Source organism: Virgisporangium aurantiacum (assembly GCF_016863635.1).
Classification (GTDB): domain Bacteria; phylum Actinomycetota; class Actinomycetes; order Mycobacteriales; family Micromonosporaceae; genus Virgisporangium; species Virgisporangium aurantiacum.
Genome location: NZ_BOPG01000080.1, coordinates 19,546 through 44,049 on the forward strand (window position 1 = coordinate 19,546; position 24,504 = coordinate 44,049).

Genomic DNA, 24,504 nt, shown 5'->3' on the forward strand with positions numbered 1-24,504 from the left:
CCGTCCCGCGCGCGCAGCGGATCGGCCCCGTTTTCCATCTGTACAGGTGAGATCACGGATGACCGGGGGAACGGATGGGGTTCGAGGAGTTCGCGGCGGCGCGGTTGCCGGCGCTGCTGCGGTTCGCGTTCCTCCTGTCCGGCGACCGCGAACTCGCCCGCGACCTCGTCCAGGAGACCCTGACCAGGGCCCTCGTCCGCTGGTCCCGGATCGAGGCCGCCGACCAGCCGTACGCCTACGTACGGACCATGCTCACCAACGAGTTCCTGGCCTTCCGCCGCCGCAAGCGGCTGCCCACCGTGCCGCTCACCGACGAGCTCGCGCCGTCGCCACCCGGGGACGAGCGCGACCCCGAGCTCTGGCAGCAGCTCGCCGGCCTGCCGAAGCAGCAGCGGGCGGTGCTCGTCCTGCGCTACTACGAGGGCCTGTCCGACGCCGAGATCTCGGAGGTCCTGCGCTGCCGCCCGGGCACCGTGCGCGCCTACGCCGCCCGGGCGTTCGCCACCCTCCGGGTGGAGCTGACCCAACCCAGCCACAGCGAGGGAGGCACGCGATGAGAAGCGTCGACGACATCCGGCGGGTCCTCCTCGATCACGAGTCTTTCGCCCCCGACGGCACCGGCCTGGTCGAGGCGGCGCGGGCGGGCGCGGTCCGGGTCCGGCGGCGCCGCCGCCTCACGGTCGCGGCCGCGGTGGTGGTCGCCCTGGTCGTTCCGGTCGCCGTTGTCGCGGCTCTGCGGGGGACGGGCACCGCGCAGTCCGCCGTGACCCCGGCGTCGCCGCCCTACCGGAGCACGCTCCAGGTGAGTGTCGGCGTGGACCCGAACAGCGGCTACTCCGTGCTCAAGTACTGGGTCAACCGCGACCGTCAGCAGTTCACGCTCCGTCCACGCGTCGGGATCCGCGACGCGACCGTGCTCGTCCACAACCCGGCGACGTTCGACTCGGCCCCGGTCCGGCGCGGTCAACCGGTGACGGTGGCCGGCCACGCCGCCCGGTACGTCCCCGATCTCGACCTGGGCACCACCGCGTGCTGGGCGTCGACGCCGGGCGGGGTGAACACCGATCCGGCCCGGAAAGGGCGGGAGGGCACGTGCTCGGTCCGGAACGAGACCGGGGGACCGGTGCGGATGCCGGCGATCGGCTGGGTCGAGCCGTCCGGTGCCTGGGTGGTGGTGTTCGTCTCGGAGACGGCCGGCTGGTTCGAACTGCTCGCCGCCGCGTCCGCCGTCCGGGTGTCTCCGCCGCGCGGTCTCCGCCTGCCCTACCATCTGGGCCATCTCCCGGCGGGGCTGTCCGGCGTGTACGTCGCCGCGATCGACTCCGGGCCGTGGATGCCCGACTCGACGCTCGCTCTCGACCCGGATCCGGCGATCCCGGTCGCCGGGGAGGACAACGCGACCGGGTGGATACCCGCCGTCGATACCGCGCTGACGATCCGCGCGATCGTGCGCCAGCCGTACGTCGACGAGAAGGCCGCCCAACTGGTCGGGCCGACGAAGATCGCCGGGCTCGACACCTACTTCACCGACCGGAACGTCGGGGAGTGGCGGCTGCGGTTCGGCTCGTCGGTTCTCGTGGTGGTCAGCGGCGGGTGCCAGTACCACTTCACCGTCCGTGACAAGGACCTGATCCCGTACGCCGAACTGGCGCGGATGGTCGAGAACGCCACGTTCGCGGACTGCGCCGACCCCGCGACGTGGACGACCCCGCTGACCTGAGGTGGACCCGGTGACAGTGACGGCGCCGGCCCCCGCCGTCATCACGGCCGCACCCGTCGCCCATGCCTGGCGGCGGGCGCTCGCGGCGGCGGGCCTGGTGTGGCTGGCCGGCCACGTCGGGTACCTCGCCGTCACGATGGTGTCGCGGATGGCCGACCCGGGCTGGATCGGGCTGCGGTCGGCGCTGGGCACCTGGCAGCAGTCCGACACCCACTGGTACCTGATCATCGCCGCCGAGGGCTACGGGCCGGGCGACGGAAACGGCTGGTCTGTCGCCGAAAGAGGCGACGAGCGCGTCACGGCGTTCTTCCCGCTGTACCCGATGCTGATCCGGGTCGCCGACCCGGTGCTGCCCGGCGGCGCGCTGGTCGCCGCGCTCGCCGTGTCGAACGCGGCGCTGTTCGGGGCGCTGGCCGTGCTGCACCGGCTGGTCGAGCACGAGTTCGACGAGCCGACCGCCCGCCGGGCGATCTGGTACCTGATGCTGTTCCCCACCGCGTTCTTCCTGGTCGCCGGCTACCCGACCAGCCTGTTCCTGCTGCTGGTCGCCGGCGCCGTCTACGCCGTGCGGCGGGAGCACTGGTGGACGGCCGGCCTGCTCGGCGGGTTCGCCACCGCCACCCGGCAGTCGGCGCTCCTGCTGGTGGCCGTCTTCGGGTACGAGTACCTGCGCCGCCACGGCCGGCACGTCCGGTGGGACGCCGCGGCGGTGCTCCTCGTGCCGACCGGCCTGCTCGCGTACATGGCCCACCTCGCCCACGTCCGCGGCGACCCGCTGGCGTTCCTGACCGCCCAGAACTCGTGGCTGCGCACCGCCGCACCGCCGTGGGACGGGCCGTACCGGGCGGTGCTCGCGTTCCGACGGCTGCCGCTGGTGACCAACCAGAACAACACCCTCGAACTCCTGACCGTGCTGCTGCTGGTCACGTTGCTGGGGCTCAGCCTGGCCGGCCCGTGGCGGCTGCGCCGCGACCAGTGGGTGCTGCCGCTGTTCGGCGCCGCCCTGCTGCTGTTCTACCTCTGCTACCCGACCACGAAGCCGTTCCAGCCGCTGATGTCGATCAGCCGGTTCGCGCTGGAGGTGTTCCCCGCGTTCGCCCTCCTCGCCCGGCTGGGCCGGTCCGCCGCCGTCGACCGGACCTGGACCTTCCTGGCGCTGGAGGTGCAGGCGGTGCTGCTCGTCCACTTCCTCCACGGCGGCTGGGTCGCCTAGGGCTACTCGTACGCGATCGCGCGGAGCACGTCGGTGCGCGCGGCCCGCACCGCCGGCAGCACCGCCGCGAGCACGCCGATCACCGCGCCGGCCACCAGGTAGGCGCCGAGGTACCCCCACGGCAGGGCGATCCGGTCGACGCCCTCGCCGGCCAGGGCACGGGCCACCGCCGCACCCAGCCCGACGCCCACCGCGAGCCCGAGCACCGCACCGAACAGCGAGACGACCACCGCCTCGACCGTGATCATCCGGACCGCCTGCCGCCGGTCGAGGCCCACGGCCCGGAGCAGCCCCAGTTCCCGGGTGCGCTCCAGCACCGACAGGACCAGTGTGTTGACGACCCCGAGCGCCGCGATCAGCATCGCCAGCCCGAGCAGCACGTGCAGCAGCCCGATCACCGTCCGGAAGATGCCGAAGACGTTGTACAGGAACCCCTCGACGTCGGTGACGACGATCTCCGGTTCGTCGGCGAGCAGCCCGGCGATCCGGCCGCGCACCTCGGACTCCGACGCGCCCGGCGCCAGCCGCACCAGCCCGCGGTTCGGCTGCCGGTAGCCGAGCTCGGGCACGATCGACATCGGGAGGATCCAGCCGCCGGCCCAGTCGTTGCCGGCGAAGACGCCCGACACGGTCATCGTGCGGGTGCGTCCGCTGGTGAACGTGAACGTCACCGGCGAGCCGAGCGCGACACCGTGGTTCGCGGCGGTCGCGGCGTCGACGATCACCTGGTCGGCGCCGATCGCGTCGATCGTGCCCGCCCGCGGCGTCACCCGGGTCATGCCGCGCCAGGCGGCCAGGTCGTCGATCGCGAGGAACGCGCCCCGGTCGCCGTCGACGAGCCCGTAGTCGGAGTACTCGCCCGTCACCGCCGCCACGCCGGGCAACGCCCGGACCCGGTCGAGCACCGCCGGGTCGAAGCTGACCGGCCGGGTTGTGCTGGCGACGCTGCACAGCACCAGGTCGGCCTTCATCATCGCGAGGCCGTCGGCCGTCAGGCTCACCGTCGCCGAGGTCAGCACCACGTTCACGCCAGTCACCAGCGCGACCCCGATCATCAGCGCCGACGCGGTGACCGCCGTGCGGCGCGGGTTGCGGCGCGCGTTGAGCCGGCCCAGCCGCCCCGGCACCGACCAGGCGAACAGCCGCCCGATCAGCCCCACCGCCGGCCGTGCCACCACCGGCGTGAGCAGCGCCGCGCCGACGAAGCTGACCAGCACGCCGCCGAACACGAGCCCCTGCGGGATCTCGTCGCCGCCCGCCGCGAACGCGCCGATCAGCATGGCGGCGCCGGCGGCGGCGACCACGCCGCCGGCGATGGTCATGCCGGTGATCGGCCGGTCGGCCGCCGCGGTCTCCTGCAGCGCCGCGATCGGTGGAATCCGGGACGCGCGCAGCGCCGGCATCAGCGCGGCGCCGATCGTCACCAGCAGGCCGACGACGAACGACGCGACGAGCGGGCCCACCGGAACGGTCGCGCCACCAAGGCCGGCACCGGGCCCGGCACCGAGACCGAGGTCGGCCACGCCGGTGCCGCCGGCGATCCGGGGCAGCAGCACGCCCGTGCCGGCGCCGAGCACCACGCCGAGCGCCGACGCGGTGACCCCGACCAGCGTCGCCTCCAGCAGCACCGAGCCGATCACCTGGCGGCGCGCGGCGCCCAGCGCCCGCAGCAGGGCCAGTTCCCGGGTCCGCTGGGCCACCAGGATCGAGAACGTGTTGAGGATCAGGAACGCGCCGACGAACAGCGCGATCCCGGCGACGAACAGCAGGATCTGGCTCAGCACGCCCACCTCGTCCTGCGCCGACGCCGACTGCGCCGCGCGCAGGTCTTCACCGAGTTGCACCTCGTAGGCGTCGCCCAGCGCGGCCCGTACCCGGTCGCGGAGCGCCGCCGGGGTGACGCCCGGTGCCGCCCGCACGTCGACGGCCGAGTAGACGCCGGGCCGGCCCAGCATCAGCTCCGCCGCGACCGACTCGTGGAACGCGATCTCGTGGGCACCGCCGAGGCTGTCCCGGCCGCCCGTGTAGCCGAAGATCCCCACCACCGTGAACGAGCGCTTGGGACGCTGGGTGAGCACGCTCACGGCGTCACCTGTTCTGATCTTCGCGATCCGGGCGAGCGTCGCGTCGACGGCGATCTCGTCGGGGCGCTCCGGGCCGCGGCCGGCGCGCAACCGCCATCCGCCGCGTTCGCGTGTTCGATTCGTGCCGAGGCGCGGGCGGCCGAGGCTGGTGGTGACCACCCTGCCGCCGGGTCCGATCAGCCGGGCGCCGTCCTCGCTGACCACGCCGGTCGCCGCCGCGACCCCGTCGACCGCGGCGATCCGCGCGACGAGGTCGGCCGGCACGGGCGTGGTCAGGACGTCCTCGCCGGGGCTCAGCACCTGCTTCGCGACCACCCGCACCTCGGTGCCCTCGTACAGGCTCGTGTAGATGCCGTCGAAGGAGCGGTTCAGCGTGTCGGTGAGCACGAACGCGGCCGACACGAACATCACGCCGAGCACCACGGCCAGGCCGGAGGCGAACAGGCGCAGCTTGCGGGCGCGCAGACCGGTGAGCGTGGTCCGGACCATCGTCATGGACGTAGGAAACCGGCCGGCCGGGGCGGCGGCATTGGCCCGAGGGGGAGTTCGGGGGTATATCCAGCACTACTTTTTCGCGGGCGCCGCACCGGTAGCGTTGACCGACATGGCGGTCCGCACCGCGCTCGACGCGCTCACCCTGCGGCCGACCCGGTTGGTGCGCGGGTGGTGGCCCTGGCGGTCGTTGCTGTACCTGGTCACCGGTGCCCTCTTCGCCGGCCCGGTGATGCTGCTGCTGTTCGGGTACACCTTCGACGGGCCGCTGCCCGCCGTGGGCATGGTCGCGCTGGCGGCGACGCCCGTGTTCGGCGTCTTGGTGGCCAAGGTGGAACGGTGGCGGCTGCGACTGGTCGACAACGCCCCGCTGCCCGATCCGCACCTGGCGCTCGACCGGCCGGGCCTGCGTCGATGGCTCCGGGTCCGGTTGCGTGAGCAGGCCACCTGGCGGGAGGTCGGGCACGCGGCGCTCACCGTGGTCGTTCTCGGCTGGCTCGACTTCATCCTGGTGCTCTGCCTGGTGTTCTTCCCGGTGGTGTTCCTGTGGACGCCGATGGCCGAACCGTGGCAGGGCGACGTCCCGACGGCCACCACCATGCTGCTCGGGATCGCGCTCGCGGTGGCCGCGCCGTTCGTGGTCACCGCGTGGGCCGGCGCCCGGGGCGCGATGGCCCGCGCGATCCTCGCCCCGCGCGAGTCCGACCGGCTGGGGGAGCGGCTGATCGAGGTCACCCGGTCGCGGGCCCGGCTGGTCGACGCGTTCGAGGTCGAGCGCCGGCGCATCGAGCGCGATCTCCACGACGGCGCGCAGCAGCGGCTCGTGGCGCTCAACGTGCACCTCGGCCTGGCCCGGCTGGAGACGCCGCTCGACTCCGCGGCCGCCGAGCCGCTGGCCCGGGCGCACGACCTGGCCAAGCAGGCGCTCACCGAGCTGCGCGAGCTGATCCGCGGCGTGCACCCGAAGGTGCTCACCGACCGGGGGCTGGTCGCCGCGGTGCACGACGTGGCCGGGCGGTCGCCGGTGCCCGTCGACGTCTCGCTGGCCCTCTCCGGGCGGCTGCCGTCGGCGGTCGAGGTCACCGCGTACTTCGTGGTGGTGGAGGCGTTGACGAACGTCGCCCGGCACGCCGGCGCGTCCCGGGCGTCGGTGACGGCGTCGGTGGTCGACGGGCGCCTGGTGCTGCGGGTCCGCGACGACGGCGCCGGCGGTGCCGACCCGGCCCGGGGCAGCGGCCTCGCCGGGCTCGCCGACCGGGTGGCCGCGGTCGGCGGGACGGTCGCGCTGTCCAGCCCGCCGGGCGGGCCGACGGTGGTGCAGGTCTCCTTCGAGATGGCACCCGACCTTGTCCGGTAGGCGGGTGATCGTCGCAGAGGACGCGCTGCTGACCCGCGAGGGCATCACCGGCGTCGTCACGCGGTTCGGGCACGAGGTGGTGGCCGCGGTCGGTGACGCCGACGCGCTCCTCGTGGCCGTCCGCGCGCACCGGCCCGACATCGTGGTCACCGACGTGCGGATGCCGCCGTCGTTCACCGACGAGGGCCTCCAGGCCGCGTTGCGGCTCCGGCGCGGCGACCCGGACCTGCCGATCCTCGTGGTGAGCCAGTACGTGGAGCAGACCTACGCGGCGGAGCTGCTGGAGTCGGCGCGGCCGGGCACCGCCGGGATCGGCTATCTGCTCAAGGACCGCATCGGCGACATCGTGGAGTTCGTCGAGGCGTTCGACCGGGTCGCCGACGGGTACACCGTGGTCGACCCGGAGGTGGTGCGGCAGCTGCTGAGCCGGCGCCGGGACCCGTTGACCCGCCTCTCGCCCCGGGAACGGGAGGTGCTGGGGCTGATGGCGGAGGGCCGGTCGAACGCCGCGATCGCCCGCACCCTGTTCGTCACCGAGGCCGCGGTCGCCAAGCACATCGGCAGCCTGCTGGCCAAGCTCGACCTGCACCCCGACGAGGACGACCACCGCCGGGTCCGCGCCGTGCTCGCCTATCTCCGGGGTTGATCCCGGGCGTCCACGGGTACCGTGATGCCATGGCTGGCCCCGCCGACGTGATGGTGCTCGATGCGGGCGATCCGGTGGCGGTCGCGGCGGTCGGCGCGATCCACGCCGGTGAGGTCGCCCGGCTGACCCGGTTGCTCGCCGAGAATCCCCGGCTGGCGACGGCCCGGCTCGGCGACTACGACGGCCGCCCCGACGGCGGCATCTCCCGCACCCTGCTGCACGTGGTGGCCGACTGGCCGGGTCACTATCCCAACGGCGCGCAGACCGTGGCGGCGCTGGTCGCGGCCGGCGCCGACGTCAACGCCCGGTTCACCGGCCCGCACCAGGAGACGCCGCTGCATTGGGCGGCCAGCAACGACGACGTCGAGCTCCTCGACGCGCTCCTCGACGCCGGCGCCGACATCGACGCGCCGGGTGCGGTGATCGGCGGCGGCACGCCGTTGGCCGACGCCCGCGGCTTCGGGCAGTGGCAGGCGGCGAACCGGCTGGTCGCGCGCGGCGCGCAGGTCACCTGCAACGACGCGGCCACATTGGGGATGATGGACCGCCTCACGGCGTTCTTCGACGCACCCGTGCCGCCCGCGCCGGCCGAGGTCGACCTGGCGTTCTGGGGCGCCTGCCACGGCGGCCGGCAGGAGGCCGCGGAGTACCTGCTCGCCCGCGGCGCCGACGTCAACTGGGTGCCGCCGTGGGAGGACCGCACCCCGCTCGACGCGGCCGCCCGCAGCGGCGCCGATCACCTGATCGGATGGCTGCGCGGGCACGGCGGCGTCCACTTCGCCGAACTTGACCGCTGAGGTTTCAACCACGGGGCGGCGGGAAGGGCGACACTGTGCCCGTGGACGAGGTGGTCTTCCGTACCTGGCGTGCCGGCGACACCGGTGTCGTGCGGGTGGCGGGGGTGCTCGACTTCGCCTCCGCCGTGCGGCTGCGGCTGACGCTGTACCGGTGCTGCGACGCCGGCGTCTCCGACATCGTGGTCGACCTGTCCCGGGTGCGGCTGATGGACGCGAGTTCGATCAGCGTCCTCCTGGCCGTTCACGCCCGGCTGGCCCAGAACGATGGCGGTCTCGTGGTCACCGGCGCCGCCCGGCTGGTGCTCGACGTCCTGGAGATCACCGGCGCGGCCAAGGAACTGGGTGCCTACGGCGGCGTCGACCCGGCCCTGCTGGAGCCGTCCGGCCGGCCGATCTCCGACACCGAGGTGCACGGCCGGTGGGGCGACGACGTCAACGAGCTCGCCGCCCGCATGCACCGGGAGTCCGACCCGCACGAGCGGGTCCGCCTGCGCGACGACCTCATCGGGCGGTGCCTGCCGATGGCCGAGCGGCTCGCCGTCCGGTTCACCGGGCTCGGCGAGCCGGCCGACGACCTGCGCCAGGTCGCCGCGCTGGCCCTGGTCCTGGCGGTGGACCGGTTCGACCCCGGCCCCGGCACCGACTTCGCCGCGTACGCGACACCGACCGTCGTCGGCGCGTTGAAGCGGCACTTCCGCGACCGCGGCTGGGCGGTCCGGCCGCCCCGGCAGGTCCAGGAGATGCGGCTGGCGGTCAACCGGGCCCGGGCCGATCTCTCGCAGGACCTCACCCGCACACCGACGTCCGCCGACATCGCCGCCCGGCTGAACACGTCGGAGCGCCGGGTGGTGGAGGCCGTCGGCGCGTCCGCCGGCTACCGCGCGGTCTCCCTGGACGCGCCGCTCGGCGCCGACCCGGACGCGCCGAACCTGGTCGACCGGCTGGGCGGGTTCGACGATGGGTACGAGAGCGTCACCAACCTCGAGTCGCTCCGGCCGTTGATCGCCGAACTGCCCGGCCGCGACCAGACGATCCTCGCGATGCGGTTCTACGAGAACCAGACGCAGCAGGAGATCGCCGCCCGCCTCGGTGTGTCGCAGATGCACGTGTCCCGCCTGTTGACCCGGATTCTCGGCCGGCTCCGGGCCGAGTTGCTCAGTGACTGACGGGGACGCCACCATGCGATCGTCCGTTTTCGACGGGGTGTATCCGCTGTCCCAGGTGAGCGCGGCGTACGCGCCGACGCCGGACGCCGTGCGGCACGCCCGCGCGCTGTCCGTCGACACGTGCCGCGCCTGGCACCTGTCCGAGGCGTTCGCCGGCCTCGTCGAACTGGTGGTGTCGGAGCTCGTCGGCAACTCCGTGCGGCACGCGTGGACCCGGGTCGACGTCACGCTCGTCCGGTCGCCGGGCCGGGTGAACATCGCGGTGCGCGACTACGTGTCGGCGCCGGCGCACATCGGCGGGCCGGGCGGAGACGGTCGCGGCCTGCTGATCGTCGACGCCGTCGCGACCCACTGGGGCTGCACGCCGATCGAAACGCCGACCGGTCGCGGCGTCGGAAAGGTCACCTGGGCGACGCTCACCGCCTGATCGCCGCAGGCCCTAGCCTGTGCGGGTGCGATTCGGGGTGTTGGGTCCGCTGGCCGTGTGGAGCGACCTCGGTGAGCCCGTCACCGTGCCCGGCCGAAAGGTGCGGGCGCTGCTCGCCGCGCTGCTGGTGAACGAGGGGCGGCCGGTGTCGGCCGACCGGCTCGTCGAGGACCTGTGGGGCGCCACCGACGCGCGGCCGGCCGACCCGACCGCGGCGCTGCACGTGCGCGTCTCGCAGCTGCGCCGGGCGCTCGCCAGCGCCGGCAGCGCCGGCGCTGCCGGCGGCGCGGGTGCCGGTGGCCGGGGACTGGTGGTGTCCCAGGCGCCCGGCTACGCCCTGCACCCCGACGCCCGCGTCGACGCCGCGGAGTTCGCGACCCTGGTCGCCGACGCGCAGCGGGTCGCCGATCCGTCGACCCGCGCGAAGCTGCTCGGCGAGGCGTTGGGCCTCTGGCGCGGGCCGGCGCTGGCGGACTTCGCCGACGAGGAGTTCGCCCGGGTGGCCGCCGCGCGGTGGGAGGAGCGGCGGATCGCCGCCGTCGAGGCGTACGCGGAGGCGCGGCTGGCGCTCGGCGAGCACGCGGAGGTGGCCGCCGAACTGGCCGCGCCGGTGGTCGAGCATCCGTTCCGCGAGCGGCTGCGCGCGGCACACCTGCGGGCGCTGTACCGCTCCGGGCGCGTCACCGAGGCCCTGGACGGCTACCGCGAGCTCCGCTCCCGGCTCGCGGACGAACTCGGCCTCGAACCGGGCGCCGACCTGGTCGCGCTGCACCGCGCGATCCTCGCCGGCGACCCGGCCGAGGACGCGCCGGCGGCGCCTCAGGAGCGGTCGGTGGTCCGGCTCCCGGCGCCGGTCACGGAACTGCTGGGACGCGCGGAGGCGCTCGCCCGCGTCCGGGAACTGCTCGCCGCCGGGCGGCTGGTGACGGTCACCGGCCCGGGCGGCGTGGGCAAGACGAGCGTGGCGCTGGCGGTGGCCTGGTCGGTGGCCGACGCGTATCCCGACGGGGTGTGGCTCGTCGACCTGACCACGTGGGACGGCCGCGGCGACCCCGCCGACCCGGTGCTGTCGGTGCTGCCGGTCCCGGAGGCGCCGGGCGGCTCCCAGCCGCCGGGGGAGCGGCTGGCGGCGGCGCTGCGCGAGCGGCGGGCGCTGCTGGTCCTCGACAACTGCGAGCACGTGGCCGAGCCGGTGGCCGACCTGGTCGGCGGGCTGCTGGCGGCGGCGCCGGGGCTGCGGATCCTGGCCACCGGCCGGGAACCGCTCCGCGTGCGCGGCGAGGCCCGGTTCGACCTGCCGCCGCTGGAGGTCCCGGACACCGACGACCCGGCCCGGCTCGCGGACTCGGCGGCCGTGCGCCTGTTCCTGTCCCGGGCGGGCGTTCCGTCGCCGGACGATGCGACCGTGGCCGGCGCGGCGGAGGTGTGCCGGCGGTTGGACGGGCTGCCGCTGGCCCTGGAACTCGCCGCGACCCGCGTCGCGGGGCTGGGCATCCCGGAGCTGGTGGCCCGGTTGAGCCTGCCGCACGACCGGTTCGGGCTGCTGGCGACCGGGCCGCGGGACGCGCCGGCCCGCCAGCGCACGCTGGCCGCGGTGATCGACTGGAGCTGGCGCCTGCTGTCCGGACCCGAGCAGGTGGTGCTGCGGCGGCTGTCCGTCCACGCGGGCGGGTGCACGCTGGCCTCCGCCGAGGCGGTGTGCGCCGACGGGCCGGTACTCGACCTGTTGACCGGGCTGGTCGACCGCTCCCTCGTGGTCCGGCGCGAGGGCCGGTACCGGCTGCTGGAATCCGTCGCCGCGTTCTGCCTCGACCGGCTCCGCGAGGCCGGCGAGGAGGGCGCCGTCCGCCGCCGCCACGCCGACCACTTCCTCGACCTCGCCGAGCGGGCCGACCCCGAGCTGCGCGGCCGCGACCAGCGCGGCTGGCTGGACCGGCTGGAGCCGGAGGCGGCGAACCTGCGCGCCGCCCAGGACACCTACCACCGCACCGGCGCCGCCGGTCGCGCGTTGCGCCTGGCGACCGCGCTGGTCTGGTACCGCTACCTGCGCGGACGGCTCACCGAGGCGCGCCGTTCGCTGGCGGCGGCGCTCGAACTGGCCGCCGCCGCCGAGGTTCCCGCCGACGTGCGCGCCGTCGCCCGTGCCTGGCACGCCGGTCTCGCCCTCCGGCAGGGGCTCGCCGGTCCGGAATGCGTCGCCGAGGCGCTGGGCGGGTTCGACGCGGACGCCGATCCGCTCGTCCGGGCCCGCGTCGAGTGGTTCCTCGCCGGCGGCGTCGTCGAATTCGGGGACGGGGCGGCGACCGGCGCGCTGCTCACCGCGTCCCATAAGGTTTTCACCGGCGCCGGGGACCGCTGGGGCGAAGCGGCCGTGCTGAGCACGCGCGCGATGCTCGCCCACATGCGCGACGACGCCGAGGCGCTCGAGCACGACGCGCGCCGGGCCGCCGCGGTGTTCCGGTCGATCGGTGACGAGTGGGGCGTGCTCCAGGCGACCGACTGGCTGATCGGCCTCGCCGACCTCACCGGCGACACCGCCGAGGCGGCGCGGCTGAGCCGGGCCGGGCTGGAGTCGGCGCGCGACCTGGGGCTGTGGGCCGAGGTGGCCGGGCGGCTCGGCTGGCTCGCGTGGACCTCGACGCAGGCCGGCGACCACGTGGCCGCGCGTGGTCACGGCGAGCGGGCCCGCCGGCTCTCGGCGGAGCAGGGCAACCGCGCGGGCGAGGTGTTCGCGACGATCAGCGTCGCGTTCGCGGCCCGGCGGGACGGCGACGAGGAGGCCGCCGCCGCGCATCTCGACTGGCTGCTGGCGACCGCGCGGGAGCAGACCACCGCCGGCGCGAGCCCGCCGTACCTGCCGATGGTGCTGGTCGAGCGGGGGCTGCTGCTCTCCGGGCAGGGTGCGGCGGCGCGGGCGCTGGCAGCGCACCGGGAGGCGTTCGAGCTGTCGCGGGCGCAGGGTTCGCCGCGCGGAACGGCGTGGGCGCTGGCGGGAATGGCCGCCGCGGTGCTCGTCACGGAAAGGTCCGATCTCGCGGCGGAACTGCTCGGAACGGCGGACGCCGTGTGGCGCGGCACGGGGCAGCCGATGTCGGACTCCGACCGCGCCGAGCTGGCCCGCACCACCGAAGCGGTGCGGGCCGGGTCGCCGACGTTCGACGCGCTGTTCGCGGCGGGTGCCGCGCGGACCCCTTCGGAGGCCGTCGCCCTTGTTCAGCGGGGCGTGTAGACGTGCACGACGATCCCGGAGTCGAACCGGTGGAGGTCGGCGAGCTTCAGGTGCGTGGTGTCGAAGCCGGCGCCCTCGAACAGGTGCTGGCCGGCGCCGACGATCACCGGGAAGTACCAGAAGTGGAACTCGTCGACCAGGCCGTGCTCGACCAGCGTGCGGTCCAGCTCGCCGGTGCCCCACTTCATGATGTTCGCGCCCGGCTGCTCCTTGATCTTCGCGACCTCCTCGGCCACGTCGCCCTGTATGACCGTGGTGTTCCAGGTGGCGCTGGTCAGCGTGCGGGAGGCGACGTACTTGGGCATCGCGTTCACCCGGTCGGCGAACTCGTTCGACTGGCTCGACCAGGCCTCCGCCATGCCCTCGTAGGTGACCCTGCCCATCAGCAGGGTGTCGGCGTCGGCGGCGAGGGCGGCGCTGTAGCCGTTGTGCTGGTCGTCCCAGTACTTGTTGCCCCACATGTGCGGGTCGGACCGCGACGACGTGGAGGGGTGGGTGTCGGAGATGATCCCGTCCAGGGACACGAAGGTCGACTCGATCAGCTTGCGCATGTCAGTTCCTCTCGTTCGGTGCTCTCGAGCCTTCCCGGGTGCCCTTACGGTTTTCTTCTGGATCTTTTGCGGTCGCGCCCATAAAGTTAGGTAAGCCTTTCTTAAGATGGGGGACCGGGTGTCGCTTTCGAAGCAGCTGCGCACGTCGGGTCGCGACGACCACCGGCGGGCCGAGCGGATGCCGTACCTGGCCGCCCTGGTCGACGGCTCGCTCGACCGCGCCGGGTACGCCGCGATGGTGGCCCAGCACTACTTCATCTACGAGGTGCTCGAACAGGCGTCGGCGGTGATGCGGGCCGATCCCTTCGTCGGCCCGCTGGTCACCGACCGGCTCACCCGGCTGCCGGCCCTCGAACGCGACCTGCGGTTCCTGCTCGGCCCCGCGTGGCGGTCGGCGATCTCGCCGTCGTCCGCGACGGCCCGGTACGTCGACCGGCTGCGCGAGGTGTGCTTCGCCTGGAACGGCGGCTTCCTCGCCCACCACTACACCCGCTACCTCGGCGACCTGTCCGGCGGCTTCTACATCGCCGAGGCCGTGCGCCAGGCGTACACGCTGCCCGGCCGCGCCGGCACCGAGTTCTACGTGTTCGACGGCATCCCCGACCCGGCCGGCTTCAAGGCGGCGTACCGCGACCGGCTCGACGCCACCGACTGGCCGGCCGACGAGCGCTCCCGCATCGTCGACGAACTGCGGGTCGCGTACCGGTTGAACATCGACGTGCTGGCCGACCTGGGCCACGCCGTTCGCGCAGAGGCGGCCTGACGGTGACCTTCGGCCCCGAGGTGGTCGCCGCCGTGTGCCGCCACATGAACGACGACCACCCCGCCGACAGCCTGCTGATCTGCCGCACCCTGGGCGGCCACCCGGAGGCGACGGCCGCCCGCATGACCGGCCTCGACGCCCATGGCGCCGACTTCGAGGTGACGCTCGCGGGCGGCGTCTCCCGGGTGCGGTTGGCGTGGAGCACGTCGCTGACCGAACGCCCCCAGATCCGCGCCGAGGTCGTGCGCATGTACGCGGAGGCGTGCGCGCTGGCCGGCATCCCGCCGAGGAGCTCCACCGGCTGATCACGAGCCAGTACGTCCGCGTTGTACAGGTACGCGGCCGACCGGTGGCTCAACGCCGCGCCCGGTGGCTCAACGCCGCGCCCGGTGGGAGCACCAGCGCCACCGCCCGGCACAGCGTTACGTGATCGACCGTCGCCGACCCGTCGAGGTATACGCCGCGAAAGAGCCGCCGGAACCGTGGCCCGCGCAATTGGGCGGGCGTCACGAGACCGGCGGCCACGGCCGTGGATCCCAGGAACGGAGACACGCCGACCAGCGTGGGGCACCGCGCGTTCCCGGCGCTGCCCCTGTGGACAACGCTCGGCCGCCCTGTGGACGACCACCCACGGCCGTCCCCTGTGTGCTATGAGGCCTTCGCCCCCGCGCTGACGGCGCCTGCGCCGACCGTCGACGCGTCCGGGTCGGCGCGGACGACCACCGTCGAGCCGACCTCCAGGCCCAGGCCCAGGAACGCGTTGCGGGTCGTCGTCACCGTCACCGGTCCGCCGTCGACCAGGACCTCCAGCCGCATCTCGAAGCCGATCCGGGTGATGCGGGTGACGGTGCCGGTCACGTCGCCGGGTTCGGGGTCGCCGCCGTGCAGGTGGAGGTCGTGCGGGCGCACCAGCTGGTCGCCGAGGGTGGTGACCGGGCCGAGGAAGCGCATCACGAAGTCGTTGGCGGGACGGTCGTACAGGTCGTCGGGGGAGCCGATCTGCTCGACCCGGCCCTCGTTGATGACGACGATCTCGTCGGAGACCTCCAGCGCCTCCTCCTGGTCGTGCGTGACGAACACGGTGGTGACGTGCACCTCGTCGTGCAGGCGGCGCAGCCAGTCGCGGAGTTCCTTGCGTACCTTGGCGTCCAGCGCGCCGAACGGCTCGTCGAGCAGGAGCACGGTCGGCTGCACGGCGAGCGCGCGGGCCAGCGCCATCCGTTGCCGTTGCCCGCCGGACAGCTGTGACGGCAGCCGGTCGGCGAACTGCTCCAGGTGCACGAGCGCCAGCAGCTCGTCGACGCGTGAACGGATCTCGTCCTTGGGCCGCTTGCGGATCTCCAGCCCGAACGAGACGTTGCGCCGCACCGACAGGTGCTTGAACGCGGCATAGTGCTGGAACACGAACCCGACGTTGCGCTTCTGCGGCGGCAGCTTGGTGGCGTCGACGCCCTCGATCTCGACACTGCCGCTGTCGGCGGTCTCCAGGCCGGCGATGATGCGCAGCAGCGTCGACTTGCCGCCGCCGGACGGGCCCAGCAACGCGGTCAGCCGGCCGGACGGGATGCTCACCGACACGTCGTCGAGCGCCACGAAGTCGCCGAACCGTTTGTTCACACCGGAAATCTCGATGCTCACGACTTCTTCTCCCTGGGTCGGAGGATGGACACGACGACGATCGCGGCGACCGCCACCAGTGCGAGGAGGAACGCGGTCGCGTACGCGCCGCCCTTGTCGAAGTTGAGGTACTTCTCCTCGACCACGAGCGTCGCGGTGCGCGTCTCGCCGAGGACGTTGCCCGACACCACCTTCACCGCGCCGAACTCGCCGAGCGAGCGCGCCAGCGAGAGCACCACGCCGTAGATGACGCCCCACCGGATCGCCGGCAACGTGATGCGCCGGAACGTCTGCAGCGGACCGGCACCGAGGCTGCGCGCCGCCTGCTCCTGCTCGTCGCCGACCTCTTCGAGCACCGGCACCACTTCACGGATGACGAGCGGCAGCGCGACGAACGTGGTCGCCAGCACCATGCCCGGCGTGGCGTAGATGATCTGGAACCCGGCGTCCTCGAGGGCCGGGCCGAACCAGCCGGTGCGCCCGCCGTACACGAGCACCAGCGCCAGGCCCACCACGATCGGCGAGACCGACACCGGCACGTCGAGCATCGCGCTCAACAGCCGCTTGCCGGGAAAGTCGTACCGCACCAGGAGGATCGAGATGCCGACGCCGAACACGGTGTTGATGATCACCGAGATCACCGCCACCTCGATGGTCAGCCGCAAGGCGTGCGTGGTGTCGGGGTCGGTGAGAATCGCCCGCAGGTCGGTGAGCCCGTCGCCGAAGGCGTTCTGTACCACCAGAAACAGCGGCCAGGCGATGAGCATCACGAGGTACCCGACGACGATGACGCGCGACACGTACCTAGCCACGGCGCATCACCCGCCGTTGGATCACGTCGAGCAGCACGATCACCGTGAACGAGATGGCCAGCAGCACCACCGCCACGGCGGCCGCGCTGTCGAGGTTGTCGTTCTCGATGCTGCCGAGGATCCGCACCGACGTCACCTCGGTACGCATCGGCAGGTTGCCCGACAGCAGCACCAGCGACCCGTACTCGCTCACCGCGCGCGCGAACGACAGCGCCGCCCCGGCCGCGATGGCCGGGGTGAGCGACGGCAGGATGATGCGCCGGAACGTCGTGAACCGGCTCGCCCCCAGGGAAGCCGCCGCCTCCTCGACGTCGCGGTCGAGTTCGGCGAGCACCGGTTGCACGGTGCGCACCACGAACGGCAGCGTCACGAACAGGAACGCCAGGAACACGGCGATCCGGGTGTTGGCGATGTTGATCCCGAGCGGGCTGTCCGGCCCGTACAGCGACAGCAGCACCAGGCCGGCGACGATCGTCGGCAGCGCGAACGGGATGTCGATCAGCACCTCCAGCGCGCGCTGGCCGAAGAACCGGTCGCGCACCAGCACCCAGGCGATCAGCGTCCCCATCACGATGTCCACGACGGTCACCAGAAACGCCGTGCCGACGGTGAGCCGGATCGCGGCGGCGGTCTGCTCCGACGTCACCGTGTCCCAGAAGTTGCTCCAACCGCCCTGCGACGCGGTCACCACGACCGCCGCCAGCGGGATGAGCACCAGCAGGCTGAACCAGATCATCGCGGCGCCGAGGGCGAGGCCCGGTCCGCGCGTCAGGCGTCGCCCACCCCGGCGCGCCCGGCGGGTGACCGCCGGGCGCGCTGGAGGCTCGGTGAGAGCGACCGTCACTGCGACTTCCCGGACGCGGCGATGATCTTGTTGATGATGCCGTTCTTCTCGTCGAAGAACTTCTTCGACAAGGCCGACCAGCTCTCGAAGTCCTTCTGCACGGTGAGGAGTTTCTCCGGCGTCGGGAACGGGTTGTTCGGGTCCTTGGCGCCCTTGACGCCCTTGGTGTCGACACCGGAGATGATCGGGCGGAAGCCCTTCAACGCGAACTGGCGCTGGCCCTTGTCGCTGAGCACGAAGTCGAGGAACGACTGCGCCTTCGCGTGCGCGTTCTTGGTGATCGCGCCCGGGTTCTCGATGAGGATGGTGGTCTTCGGCACCACCCATTCGAGTTCCTCGCCGTTCTGGGTGGCGAGGATCGCCTCGTTCTCGTAGGCGAGCAGCACGTCGCCGGTGCCGCCGATGAAGCTCGTCGTGGCGTCACGGCCGCTGCCCGGCAGCGAGACCACGTTGGCGAACAGCTTGGTGACGTACTCGGTGGCCTGCGCGTCGGTGCCGCCGTTGGCGGAGATGTGACCCCACGCGGCGAGCGCGTTCCAGCGGGCGGCGCCCGAGGAGGCCGGGTTCGGCGTCACGATCTTCACGCCGGGCTTGATCAGGTCGTCCCAGTCCTTGATGTTCTTGGGATTTCCCTTGCGGACGGCCAGAACCACGATCGACGACGACACGATGCCCTTGTTCGGGCCGTCGTCCCAGGCACCGTCGACCAGCCCGGCGTCCACCAGACGGGTGACGTCGCTGCTCACCGAGAAGTGCACGTAGTCGGCCTTCAGCCCAGCGACGACCGCGCGGCTCTGGTCGCCCGAGGCGCCGTACGACGTCTTGAACTTGACGCCCTTGCCGTCGGAGGTCTTGGTCCACTCGGCCTGGATCGCCTTGTTGGCCGCCTCCGGCACCGCGAAGCCGACGATGTTCAGCGTGCCGGCGTCACCCGAACCGCTGTCGCCACCACCCCCACAGGCCGACAGGGCCAGTGCGGCGGTGACTGCGAGAGCGATGGTTGCCCTGGCCCGTCCCATTCTTTCCCTCTATCCCTATAGAAGAACTTATTCCTATGGAACCAGTAGAATATATGTGCAGCGTAGGTATGGTGACGACCGTCGGTCAATGGGACGTTCGTCCTACTCCGATGGTGGTGCGACGAGGTGCGCGAGCATCACACTGTCGACGACGTCGGTGATCGCGGTGTCGAGCGAGCGCCACATCTCGCGCAGCCCGCGCGTCACCGCCGGATGGTCGGTGCGCCCGCCCACGGTGGTGAGCGCACCGTCGGCGACGCGCAGGATGTCGCCGACGCTGATCCTCTCCGGCGGCCGGGCCAGGCCGTAGCCGCCGTTGCTGCCGCGGAGGCTGCTGACCAGCCCGCCACGGCGCAGATCGACCAGGATCGTGGTGAGAAACTTGACCGGAATCTGTTGCGCCGTCGCGATCTCCGCGGCCTTCACCAGCCGCGGATGCGCGTCGGCGATGACGAGCATGGCCCGCACCGCGTAGTCGGTCCGGGCGGAGATGTGCACGGCGCTGTGCCCCCGATCTTTCCTATAGAAACAGTAGAGATAGTAGATTTGCGCGCCGCGCGCCGTCAACCGCCCCCGGGTGTGAGGTGAATCCGGACGCGCGGCGTCCGCGGCCGGTGATATATGACGCGCGCGGTGCGCCAGCCGCTCGGAAATCCGTGCCGCACGGGCCTCGGCGGCCGTCAGCCGCTTACCGGCAGCCGGTCGCCAGCAACGGTTCCACGTCGTCCGGGCCGACCACCGCTGTTCCGCCGCCGGTGCGAACGTCATAGGCGGTCGGCGGGCCCGACGCGGTCCACCGTGCGCCCACCACGATCGCGCCGGTGCCGTCGGCGAGCCGGACCCGGGTCCCCGGCGCCAGACCCGCGTCCGCTCCCGCTTCGGTTCCGGCTTCGGTTCCGGCGAGCACCGCGTCGAGGATCTGGCGCGCGCCGTCGACCGAGTGCCGGAGCACGACGGTGCGGAACTCCCGGTCGAGCGTCCGGGCGGCGTCGCGCATTCTCCGGTCGGCGCCGGCGATCGCCGTGCCGAGCGCGGCCTCGACCCGGGTCCAGAGCCGCCAGTGCCCGCCGCCGTGCCCGCAGCGGCCGCCGTCGCCTCTGTCGCTGCGTTCGCCGCGCCCGGCGCCACGGTCGCCGCGGTCGCCGTCGAGGAGGAGGCGGGCGGCCCGGTCGGGTGCCGCGCAGGCGATGTCGACCGCGGTCTCCTCGCCGAGTTCGGCCACCCACGCGAGCTCGGCCGGGCTGGGCAGCATGGCCGGGGACTCGACCGCGATCACCGCGTACAACACGCCGAGCACCGCGGCGCGGTCGGCGCCGTCGAACAGGGCGGTGCCGCCCAGCGCCGGGTCGCGCAGCGGCGGGAACCGCTCGGTGAGGTGGGCCGCGCGGCCCAGCGGAAGGTCGGCCGCCTGTCGGGAATCCGTTACGCGGACAGCGAACCGGCGCTGTTCGCGCACGGCGAACAGCCACGCGCGGTGGTCGTCCGAAAGTTCTTCGGGACGCCGGGCCGCCGGCGCCCTGAGCAGGCGCGCTGCCACCGAATACGGCACACCCAGCCGGGCGGCGTGGGCCCGGATCTCCCGCCGGCGGGCCCGGTCGGGTACCGGTGAACGGTGCTTGTCACGGGTCATGGCGGCCTCCTTCGGCACATCGTAAGGCCGCCGCGGGGGTACTCTCGTCACAGCCGCCGCGCCGGCACGAGCGTAGCGAGGTCCCCCACGCGGGCCTGGCCACACGCCAAGAGGCTCCGACTCAGCGCACACACCACAGTCCGTTTCCGCGCGCCTGCCTTCCGTCGGCAGCGCGTCCTTCGGGTGGGGTGCGTGGGGCCTCGCCGCATGAGGACGTGAGTGCAGTGTTCGAACGGTTCACCGACCGGGCGCGTCGGGTGGTCGTCCTGGCTCAGGAAGAGGCCCGGCTGCTCAACCACAACTACATCGGCACCGAGCACATCCTGCTCGGTCTCGTGCACGAGGGCGAGGGAGTCGCGGCGAAGGCGCTGGAGAGCATCGGCGTCTCGCTCGACGGCGTGCGCCGGCAGGTCGAGGAGATCATCGGTCACGGGCAGCAGGATCCGGGCGGCCACATTCCCTTTACGCCACGGGCGAAACGGGTGCTGGAGCTGTCGCTGCGGGAGGCGCTGCAACTCGGTCACAACTACATCGGTACGGAGCACATCCTGCTCGGGCTGATCCGGGAGGGCGAGGGCGTCGCGGCGCAGGTGCTCGTGAAGCTCGGCGCCGACCTCAGACGGGTGCGCGAGAAGGTGACGCAACTGTTGTCGGGCGCGGAATCGGCCGTGGCCGGTGCGGCGGTTGCCGATCCGCCGGCGCACACCGCGTCACCGACCCTGGACCAGTACGGCCGCAACCTCACGCGGGCCGCGATGAGCGGCGAGCTCGACCCGATGATCGGCCGCGAGGCCGAGGTGCAGCGCATGGTGGTGGTGCTGTCGTGCCGGCGGAAGAACAACCCGATCCTCGTCGGCGAGCCGGGCGTCGGTAAGACGGCGCTCGTCGAGGGGCTGTGCCACCGCATCGTGGGCGGCGACGTGCCGCGGTCGTTGCAGGGCAAGCAGGTCTACACGGTCGACCTCGGCGGGATGGTGGCCGGTTCCCGCTACCGCGGCGACTTCGAGGAGCGGCTCAAGAAGGTCATCAAGGAGTGCCGCACGCGCGGCGACGTTATCCTGTTCATCGACGAGATTCACACCATCATCGGCGCGGGCGCGGCCGAGGGCGCGATCGACGCGGCGTCGATCCTCAAGCCGATGCTGGCGCGCGGCGAACTGCAGACGATCGGCGCGACGACGCTCGACGAGTACCGCAAGCACTTCGAGAAGGACGCCGCGCTCGCGCGCCGGTTCCAGCCCGTCACCGTCGACGAGCCCACCCACGCGCAGACGATCGAGATGCTGAAGGGCCTGCGCGACGGCTTCGAGTCGTACCACAACGTCACCATCACCGACGCCGCGATCGTCGCCGCGGTGACCCTGTCCGACCGCTACGTCTCCGACCGGTTCCTGCCCGACAAGGCGATCGACCTCGTCGACGAGGCGGGTGCCCGCATGCGCGTGCGCCGGCTCGCGTCGCCGCCCGACATCCGCGAGTTCGACGAGCGCATCACCCGCGTCCGTCGCGACAAGGAGGGCGCCATCGACGCGCAGGACTTCGAGCGGGCGGCGCGGTTGCGCGACAAGGAGAAGCGGTTGCAGGGCGAGCGCGACCGCAAGCTCGACGGCCTCGACGTGGTGTCCGAAGTGGACGACGAGCAGATCGCCGAGGTGCTGGCGAACTGGACCGGCGTCCCCGTGTACCGGTTGACCGAGGAGGAGACCACGCGGCTGCTGCGCATGGAGGAGGAACTGCACAGGCGCATCGTCGGCCAGAACGCCGCGGTTTCCGCCGTCTCCAAGGCGATCCGCCGTACCCGGGCCGGTCTGAAGGACCCGAAGCGGCCGTCGGGGTCGTTCATCTTCGCGGGTTCGTCGGGCGTCGGCAAGAGCGAGACGGCCAAGGCGCTCGCCGAGTTCCTGTTCGGTACGGAGGACGCGCTGATCCAGTTGGACATGTCGGAGTTCCACGACCGGTACACGGTGTCGCGTCTGGTTGGCGCGCCGCCCGGATACGTGGGTTACGACGAGGGTGGTCAGCTGACGGAGAAGGTGCGCCGGCGTCCGTTCTCGGTGGTGTTGTTCGACGAGATCGAGAAGGCCCACCCGGACGTCTTCAACACGTTGCTGCAGATTCTGGAGGACGGTCGGCTCACCGACGGTCAGGGCCGGATCGTCGACTTCAAGAACACGGTCGTCATCCTCACCACCAACCTCGGCACCCGCGACCTCGCCAAGCCCGCGATCGGCTTCGGCGGCGACTCCGGCTCCGACCGCATGCGCGAGAAGGTCGACGACGCGCTGAAGCAGCACTTCCGTCCCGAGTTCCTGAACCGCATCGACGACACGATCGTCTTCGACCGCCTCGACGAGGCCGAGATCCTGTCGATCGTCGACCTGATGATCGTCCGGATCGAGGGCCAACTGAAGAACAAGGACATGACCCTGGAGCTGACGCCCGCGGCCAAGCGCTTCCTGGCGACGAAGGGCTACGACCCCGTGCTGGGCGCCCGCCCGCTGCGCCGCACCATCCAACGCGAAATCGAGGACGCGCTCTCGGAGAAGATCCTGTTCAACGAACTCCGCCCCGGCCAGACCGTCACCGTCGACCACGAGGCCGACGGCCTGGTCTTCCGCCCCACCCCGGTCCCCGCCCCCGCCTGAGCTGATCTTGCAGTTGTGGTGCCGGGTTCGGGGCCGTTTGGGCGGCTTTGACAGGCACCACAACTGCAAGATCGGCGCCGGGTTGCGGGCCTCGCGCGGGCGGTGCATAGGGTGGCGGGGAGTGCGGGGGAGGTGGGGTTTGTCGATGCGGAAGGGTGCGAACCTGGCGGTGCCGGCTGCCACGGTGCGGGTGGTCATGGGCTGGCAGGGCGGCGCCGGCGTGCCCGACGCGGACTGTTCCGCGCTGCTGCTGGCCGGTGGCAAGGTCCGCGGCGACCACGACTTCGTCTTCTACAACCAGCCGGACCACCCGAGCGGCGCCGTGCGGCACGAGGGCAAGCAGCAGGCGAACGGCGGCGTCACCGACACGGTGTCGGTCACCCTGTCGTCGGTGGAACCCGCGGTCGAGCGGGTGGTGCTGGTGGCGTCGAGCGACGGCGGCCCGTTCGGCCGGGTGCCGGGCCTGCACATCCGGGTGCTCGACGGCGGCTCGGGTACGGAGATCGCCCGGTTCGACAGCACCGACGCCACCACCGAGACGGCGTTCGTGCTCGGCGAGCTCTACCGTCGCGACGGAGGGTGGAAGTTCCGCGCCGTCGGCCAGGGCTTCGACAACGGCCTGCGGGGCCTGGCCACCAACTTCGGCGTCTCCATCGACGACGACCCACCACCCCCGCCACGCGCACCGGCGCCGTCGCCCGCGCCGTCGCCCGCGCCGTCGCCCGCGCAATCCCCGCCCGCCGCGCCACCCGCGCGGGGCGGGGGATTCGTTCCCGGCCCGGGGCAGCCGCCGGCCGTGTTCGACACCTCGGGCCTGGAGGAGGTCGCCCCGCACACGTGGCGGGACGGGAACGGCGACGTGATGCAGGTCGTCCCCATTGATCTTGTGCCGGATCTGCCGGCGCCGCTCCACGACCTTGCCGGGCTTCGCCGCGGGCTCGCTCTCACCTACGCGCGCGGAGGTGGAGCGCTGGTCGAGTGTGATCCGATCGAGCTCGACGGGGTGCCGGCCGTGCGGCAGATCATCAAGATCAAGTTTCCGAACCAGCCGACCGGGCTGGTGTTCACCGGCGTGCTGCTCGCGCCGAAGGCGACCGGCGCCGTCATCCTGAAGGCGCAGTGTCCGGAGTACGGCACCACCGGCATGCGCGAAGCGATGACGATGGCCCGGGTGGGGCCGCAGGCGTTCTTCGTTCCCAGCCCGTTCGCACCCGACGTCGACCTGCAGGGGATGGGCGGCCTCCCGAGCAACGTGGCCGACCGGCCCGAGTATGACGCGCAGTTCCCGCAGCATCCGTTGACGCGCCTGCGCCTCCTGCTCGCCCGCATGCAGGCGACCGCCCGGGTCGGCGACCCCTTCCGGAATCTGCCCCCGTTCCCCGGACCGCAATAGCCCCCACCGCGATGTGACGCTCCGAATTCGTAGAACTGCAACCAGTGACCTTGCTCACGTCCGGCTTGTCCGAAAGCGGGATCCCGCGTGGCCGATGGG

Annotated in this window: 22 protein-coding genes; 13 read left to right on the forward strand and 9 right to left on the reverse strand. The window is 72.7% G+C overall.

Annotation, left to right across the window (positions count from 1 at the left end; genetic code table 11):
• The first annotated feature begins 74 nt into the window (after positions 1-74).
• From Vau01_RS50240 to Vau01_RS50250, 3 genes are read left to right on the forward strand one after another with little or no spacing between them, the layout of a single operon-like run.
• Positions 75-557, forward strand: a complete 483-nt coding sequence (locus tag Vau01_RS50240) for a SigE family RNA polymerase sigma factor (protein ID WP_204008275.1) — start codon at positions 75-77, stop codon at positions 555-557.
• The gene (locus Vau01_RS50245; protein ID WP_204008277.1) at positions 554-1,720 is read left to right on the forward strand and encodes a hypothetical protein; all 1,167 of its coding nucleotides are present in this window, start codon (positions 554-556) and stop codon (positions 1,718-1,720) included. Before Vau01_RS50240 ends, Vau01_RS50245 begins: the two co-directional genes overlap by 4 nt.
• 10 nt (positions 1,721-1,730) lie before the next feature.
• Positions 1,731-2,933 carry a glycosyltransferase 87 family protein gene (locus Vau01_RS50250; protein WP_204008279.1) on the forward strand — a complete coding sequence of 401 codons (1,203 nt, stop codon included), beginning with the start codon at positions 1,731-1,733 and terminating at the stop codon, positions 2,931-2,933.
• Between the two features lie 2 nt (positions 2,934-2,935).
• Here Vau01_RS50250 and Vau01_RS50255 read toward each other — a convergent pair whose 3' ends face one another.
• Complete coding sequence (locus Vau01_RS50255) at positions 2,936-5,512, reverse strand: ABC transporter permease (protein ID WP_308440520.1); 2,577 nt, start codon at positions 5,510-5,512, stop codon at positions 2,936-2,938.
• A 109-nt stretch (positions 5,513-5,621) separates the two neighbouring features.
• Between Vau01_RS50255 and Vau01_RS50260 the strand changes: the two genes are divergently transcribed.
• The 6 genes from Vau01_RS50260 to Vau01_RS50285 are packed head-to-tail and all read left to right on the forward strand — an operon-like array spanning position 5,622 to position 13,131.
• Positions 5,622-6,866: a sensor histidine kinase gene (locus tag Vau01_RS50260; RefSeq protein ID WP_204008281.1), complete on the forward strand. Its 1,245-nt coding sequence runs from the start codon at positions 5,622-5,624 to the stop codon at positions 6,864-6,866.
• Positions 6,867-6,870: 4 nt separating this feature from the next.
• A complete protein-coding gene (locus Vau01_RS50265) occupies positions 6,871-7,512 on the forward strand; it encodes a response regulator (protein ID WP_373320434.1) in 642 nt (213 codons plus the stop codon).
• A 29-nt stretch (positions 7,513-7,541) separates the two neighbouring features.
• Entirely contained in the window at positions 7,542-8,309 is a 768-nt protein-coding gene (locus Vau01_RS50270; protein ID WP_204008285.1) for an ankyrin repeat domain-containing protein, read from the forward strand.
• 41 nt (positions 8,310-8,350) lie between these two features.
• Positions 8,351-9,475 carry a SigB/SigF/SigG family RNA polymerase sigma factor gene (locus tag Vau01_RS50275; RefSeq protein ID WP_204008286.1) on the forward strand — a complete coding sequence of 375 codons (1,125 nt, stop codon included), beginning with the start codon at positions 8,351-8,353 and terminating at the stop codon, positions 9,473-9,475.
• Between the two features lie 13 nt (positions 9,476-9,488).
• Complete coding sequence (locus Vau01_RS50280) at positions 9,489-9,902, forward strand: ATP-binding protein (protein WP_204008287.1); 414 nt, start codon at positions 9,489-9,491, stop codon at positions 9,900-9,902.
• A gap of 25 nt (positions 9,903-9,927) precedes the next feature.
• Entirely contained in the window at positions 9,928-13,131 is a 3,204-nt protein-coding gene (locus tag Vau01_RS50285; RefSeq protein ID WP_204008288.1) for an AfsR/SARP family transcriptional regulator, read from the forward strand.
• Here the strand turns inward: Vau01_RS50285 and Vau01_RS50290 are convergent.
• Complete coding sequence (locus Vau01_RS50290) at positions 13,116-13,682, reverse strand: dihydrofolate reductase family protein (RefSeq protein WP_204008289.1); 567 nt, start codon at positions 13,680-13,682, stop codon at positions 13,116-13,118. The genes Vau01_RS50285 and Vau01_RS50290 overlap by 16 nt on opposite strands.
• A gap of 118 nt (positions 13,683-13,800) precedes the next feature.
• Here Vau01_RS50290 and Vau01_RS50295 point away from each other — a divergent pair, with 118 nt between their 5' ends.
• Together Vau01_RS50295 and Vau01_RS50300 are read left to right on the forward strand one after the other, a co-directional pair.
• Positions 13,801-14,445, forward strand: coding sequence for a biliverdin-producing heme oxygenase (locus tag Vau01_RS50295; protein ID WP_239152598.1), 645 nt, complete (start codon positions 13,801-13,803; stop codon positions 14,443-14,445).
• 2 nt (positions 14,446-14,447) lie between these two features.
• On the forward strand, positions 14,448-14,750 hold the full coding sequence (locus tag Vau01_RS50300; protein WP_239152599.1) for a DUF2470 domain-containing protein: 303 nt from the start codon (positions 14,448-14,450) through the stop codon (positions 14,748-14,750).
• A gap of 49 nt (positions 14,751-14,799) precedes the next feature.
• Here Vau01_RS50300 and Vau01_RS50305 read toward each other — a convergent pair whose 3' ends face one another.
• The 7 genes from Vau01_RS50305 to Vau01_RS50335 form a co-directional block, all read right to left on the reverse strand.
• Positions 14,800-14,997, reverse strand: coding sequence for a hypothetical protein (locus Vau01_RS50305; RefSeq protein WP_204008291.1), 198 nt, complete (start codon positions 14,995-14,997; stop codon positions 14,800-14,802).
• Between the two features lie 96 nt (positions 14,998-15,093).
• The gene (locus Vau01_RS50310) at positions 15,094-16,083 is read right to left on the reverse strand and encodes a sulfate/molybdate ABC transporter ATP-binding protein (protein WP_204008292.1); all 990 of its coding nucleotides are present in this window, start codon (positions 16,081-16,083) and stop codon (positions 15,094-15,096) included.
• Entirely contained in the window at positions 16,080-16,874 is a 795-nt protein-coding gene (locus Vau01_RS50315) for a sulfate ABC transporter permease (protein ID WP_204008294.1), read from the reverse strand. The genes Vau01_RS50310 and Vau01_RS50315 overlap by 4 nt, the downstream gene beginning before the upstream one ends.
• On the reverse strand, positions 16,867-17,718 hold the full coding sequence (cysT, locus tag Vau01_RS50320; RefSeq protein ID WP_204008296.1) for a sulfate ABC transporter permease subunit CysT: 852 nt from the start codon (positions 17,716-17,718) through the stop codon (positions 16,867-16,869). The genes Vau01_RS50315 and cysT overlap by 8 nt, the downstream gene beginning before the upstream one ends.
• Positions 17,715-18,737, reverse strand: coding sequence for a sulfate ABC transporter substrate-binding protein (locus Vau01_RS50325; RefSeq protein WP_204008298.1), 1,023 nt, complete (start codon positions 18,735-18,737; stop codon positions 17,715-17,717). The genes cysT and Vau01_RS50325 overlap by 4 nt, the downstream gene beginning before the upstream one ends.
• Positions 18,738-18,839: 102 nt before the next feature.
• Positions 18,840-19,235: an RrF2 family transcriptional regulator gene (locus Vau01_RS50330; protein WP_204008300.1), complete on the reverse strand. Its 396-nt coding sequence runs from the start codon at positions 19,233-19,235 to the stop codon at positions 18,840-18,842.
• A 190-nt stretch (positions 19,236-19,425) separates the two neighbouring features.
• Complete coding sequence (locus Vau01_RS50335; protein ID WP_204008301.1) at positions 19,426-20,367, reverse strand: hypothetical protein; 942 nt, start codon at positions 20,365-20,367, stop codon at positions 19,426-19,428.
• A 224-nt stretch (positions 20,368-20,591) separates the two neighbouring features.
• Here Vau01_RS50335 and Vau01_RS50340 point away from each other — a divergent pair, with 224 nt between their 5' ends.
• Both Vau01_RS50340 and Vau01_RS50345 read left to right on the forward strand, forming a co-directional pair.
• Positions 20,592-23,012, forward strand: coding sequence for an ATP-dependent Clp protease ATP-binding subunit (locus tag Vau01_RS50340; RefSeq protein WP_204008352.1), 2,421 nt, complete (start codon positions 20,592-20,594; stop codon positions 23,010-23,012).
• A gap of 145 nt (positions 23,013-23,157) precedes the next feature.
• Complete coding sequence (locus Vau01_RS50345) at positions 23,158-24,405, forward strand: TerD family protein (RefSeq protein ID WP_204008303.1); 1,248 nt, start codon at positions 23,158-23,160, stop codon at positions 24,403-24,405.
• Positions 24,406-24,504: the final 99 nt, after the last annotated feature.